Below are 2,634 nucleotides of genomic sequence, written 5' to 3' on the forward strand. Positions count from 1 at the left end.
TCCGGGTGGTTTAACCGGCGTTTTTCCAGATAAGCCAGCGCTTCGGGGGCGTTCAGCAACGTCTGGTGATAGAACTCCACCACCCGATTAAGCAGCGCCTGCCGTCCGGCTTCGTCTTCGGCCAGCACGGCGGGTTCATTTGGCTGGACCAGCGGGGCGATTGCCGGATTCTCGCCCAGTTCCCCGCGCAGGCGTTCCACGGCATGGCGCAGGCTTAAGCCTTCGGTTTTCATCACCCAGTCCAGTACTGAGCCGCCTGCGTCACAGCCAAAACAGTGATAGAGATTTTTTGCCGGAGAGATAACCATTGACGGGGTTTTCTCCTGATGGAACGGGCACAGCAGTACGTAATCTTTGCCGCGTTTAAAGAGCTGTCGCCCCTGTTGTTCCACCACGGCGACTAAGGAGACGGCGGCTTTCAGGTGCTGTAATTCGGCTTCGGGAATGCGGGCCATATCGTTAATCCTTTAAAAAATACGTCAAGGTCTATATTGACCTATTTTAAACAGGACATTAGAATGCTTTCAAGAATTAATTTTCAGGAGGGGATTTAGCATGTGGAACAAACAACTAACTTGGCTATGTTTGTCCATGACTGATTTTGGTAAAAACCTCTCATCTATTCGTAAATCAAGGCAGTTAACACAACTGAAACTGGCGGACCTGTTAGATATTCAGCCCCGCATGGTGGGGCGCTGGGAACAAGGGAAAGCCAAGCCTCAGTTTGATTACATCATCAAGCTGGCGCAGATATTAGAGGTCAGTATTGACCATCTGTTACTGGGTGATAAAGGCAGTGCCGCCCCGGAGTTTGATATCAAAAACAAGCGGCTAAAAGAGTTGTGTAAACAGGCCGATGCATTGAAGCCGGAAGATCAGGAAGTGATTTGTCATTTTCTGGATATGGCTATCACACAAGACAAGATAAAGCAGGTGATTAAGCGATAATCTGTTGATATTTAGCGCGGGGATAACGGGCTGGCACCCGTTACCGCCGCTTACCACAGCAACTATAGGAGTAGTGACTATGGCTAAGGCGCATTCTAAAGCAGAAGCAGCGATAAATAAAGCTGTGAAAACAGAACGTTATTACACGGTGGGCTATGTGCCGAACGGGAACAGAGTCAACGACGCCACACCGGCGATACATCTTAAAGGTCAGTGGCTGAGACAGGCGGGGTTTAATACCGGCGGCCAGATTACGGTGAAGGTGATGGATGGTTGTCTGGTGCTCATTCCTGACAGTGAAGCCACGCAACAACAGCATCAACAGTACCAGCGGCAACAGGCCCAACTGCGGGAGATTAAGCAGCAGATGCAGGCGCTGATAACCGGTTTTGCGGGTTAAGGGGAGAGCATGAGATGACGATAGCCATTGAACATTTGCAGGACATTCAGTTAACCCACATTGAAGCGCTGGCCTTGGCCCAACTGGTTAAACGGTTGAACTGGACGGAGATACGCGCCTGTGCCGTGAATGACGAGGAAGCGTATCAGATTAAGGATGCGATCTCTAAGCTTCAATCTGCTCTAGCGTACAGTGGATATTCGCCACGGTAGATATTAATAAGGCTGGAAGATCTTTGAGATCTTCCAGCCTTTCATATTTATTTATATGACATCAATCGCTTATATAAAAACTCAATGAAATTGCTTGCATATAATTTATTTTCTGTTCCTAATGATATATAAACTTCGACCAAATTATTTGTGTTGAAATAAAATTCTTCTCCGAAGTCTGTATTTGAGACAACTAACCTTCCTTCATTAAGGTAATTATTAGCTATTGTATTTTGATATACTAAATCACCGCCAATAGCTTCCTCAAACGGAATGCAATATATGCTATATATCTCATCTCCACATATATCACCACCGCCAAAATTATTCAAAAACCATTTATAATCATCAGGTAATGTTAGTGATAATGCTTTTTCTGTTTTATTTATCCATTCAGGAGAGGGTGCATCATCTGCACTTCCCATATTTAATAAATCGGGATATTCCGCGAATAAATCTATTAATTCATCTCTGTTCATTTAAAATCTCCAGCTCTATTGATCCAATACTGTTCTCGCCATTTATTAAATGTAGCTCGATCTATTCCTGAAGGAATCGTATTAGGATTTATATGAATTGCTTTGTGATTAACTTTATGGAATGTTTGGCTCATTTCAGCAATAGGACCGTTTTGAGTTTGTAACATATGATGTAAGTTTACAGCTTTTCCATCATGCCCAACAGGGGCCCTACCTGATGCCATTCGTTCAATATTAGTTCCTCGAATCACTTTTCCTTGATCTCGCCATGCCGACATATGTTGAGGATCAAACAGATCATTTCTTTGATATACCTTATTCCCTTTAAATGTAATCGGGTCTGATGACCAATATTTTCTCTTTTGACTATAGTCAGTTGGACAGCCAGCAAGACCCAGCGGATCAATCCAGTTTGCCGGATTATGGACGTACGCATACGGATTCGGACCCCCATTTAGCCCGAGCGGATCTTAGGGACTATCCCGACGCCATCATACAGTTGAGCGGACCTTTCCCCCTGATTTAGCAGCCTTTTTCTTCACCGCTTTTTCCCACCCTGTTAAAGAACATATCAACTCGCCCCGACGGGCACTTG

At 45.0% G+C, this 2,634-nt stretch carries 6 protein-coding genes; 3 read left to right on the forward strand and 3 right to left on the reverse strand.

Annotated features, from left to right (window positions below; genetic code table 11):
- Positions 1-455, reverse strand: a 455-nt coding sequence (locus tag EAE93_RS23670) for a CHC2 zinc finger domain-containing protein (RefSeq protein WP_250151181.1), incomplete at its 3' end; no start/stop codon positions are given.
- A gap of 100 nt (positions 456-555) precedes the next feature.
- Between EAE93_RS23670 and EAE93_RS23675 the strand changes: the two genes are divergently transcribed.
- The 3 genes from EAE93_RS23675 to EAE93_RS23685 all read left to right on the forward strand — a co-directional run bounded on the left by EAE93_RS23675 (position 556) and on the right by EAE93_RS23685 (position 1,560).
- A complete protein-coding gene (locus EAE93_RS23675) occupies positions 556-948 on the forward strand; it encodes a helix-turn-helix domain-containing protein (protein ID WP_021327089.1) in 393 nt (130 codons plus the stop codon).
- Positions 949-1,027: 79 nt separating this feature from the next.
- Positions 1,028-1,348, forward strand: coding sequence for a SymE family type I addiction module toxin (locus tag EAE93_RS23680; protein ID WP_110087161.1), 321 nt, complete (start codon positions 1,028-1,030; stop codon positions 1,346-1,348).
- Positions 1,349-1,362: 14 nt separating this feature from the next.
- A complete protein-coding gene (locus EAE93_RS23685) occupies positions 1,363-1,560 on the forward strand; it encodes a DUF7706 family protein (RefSeq protein ID WP_110087160.1) in 198 nt (65 codons plus the stop codon).
- A gap of 47 nt (positions 1,561-1,607) precedes the next feature.
- Here the strand turns inward: EAE93_RS23685 and EAE93_RS23690 are convergent, their stop codons facing one another.
- Positions 1,608-2,039 (reverse strand): SMI1/KNR4 family protein, encoded by a 432-nt coding sequence (locus EAE93_RS23690; RefSeq protein ID WP_110087159.1) that lies wholly within the window; start codon positions 2,037-2,039, stop codon positions 1,608-1,610.
- The gene (locus EAE93_RS23695; RefSeq protein ID WP_191214983.1) at positions 2,036-2,317 is read right to left on the reverse strand and encodes an HNH/ENDO VII family nuclease; all 282 of its coding nucleotides are present in this window, start codon (positions 2,315-2,317) and stop codon (positions 2,036-2,038) included. Before EAE93_RS23695 ends, EAE93_RS23690 begins: the two co-directional genes overlap by 4 nt.
- Positions 2,318-2,634: the final 317 nt, after the last annotated feature.

This window comes from Photorhabdus akhurstii (genome assembly GCF_018448925.1).
GTDB lineage: Bacteria > Pseudomonadota > Gammaproteobacteria > Enterobacterales > Enterobacteriaceae > Photorhabdus > Photorhabdus akhurstii.

What these genes read in the sequence shown, in the direction of transcription:
- EAE93_RS23675 (WP_021327089.1), top strand. Translation starts at nt 556, where the DNA reads ATGTGGAACAAACAACTAACTTGGCTATGTTTGTCCATGACTGATTTT.
- EAE93_RS23680 (WP_110087161.1), top strand. Translation starts at nt 1,028, where the DNA reads ATGGCTAAGGCGCATTCTAAAGCAGAAGCAGCGATAAATAAAGCTGTG.
- EAE93_RS23685 (WP_110087160.1), top strand. Translation starts at nt 1,363, where the DNA reads ATGACGATAGCCATTGAACATTTGCAGGACATTCAGTTAACCCACATT.
- EAE93_RS23690 (WP_110087159.1), bottom strand. Translation starts at nt 2,039, where the DNA reads ATGAACAGAGATGAATTAATAGATTTATTCGCGGAATATCCCGATTTA.
- EAE93_RS23695 (WP_191214983.1), bottom strand. Translation starts at nt 2,317, where the DNA reads ATGTCGGCATGGCGAGATCAAGGAAAAGTGATTCGAGGAACTAATATT.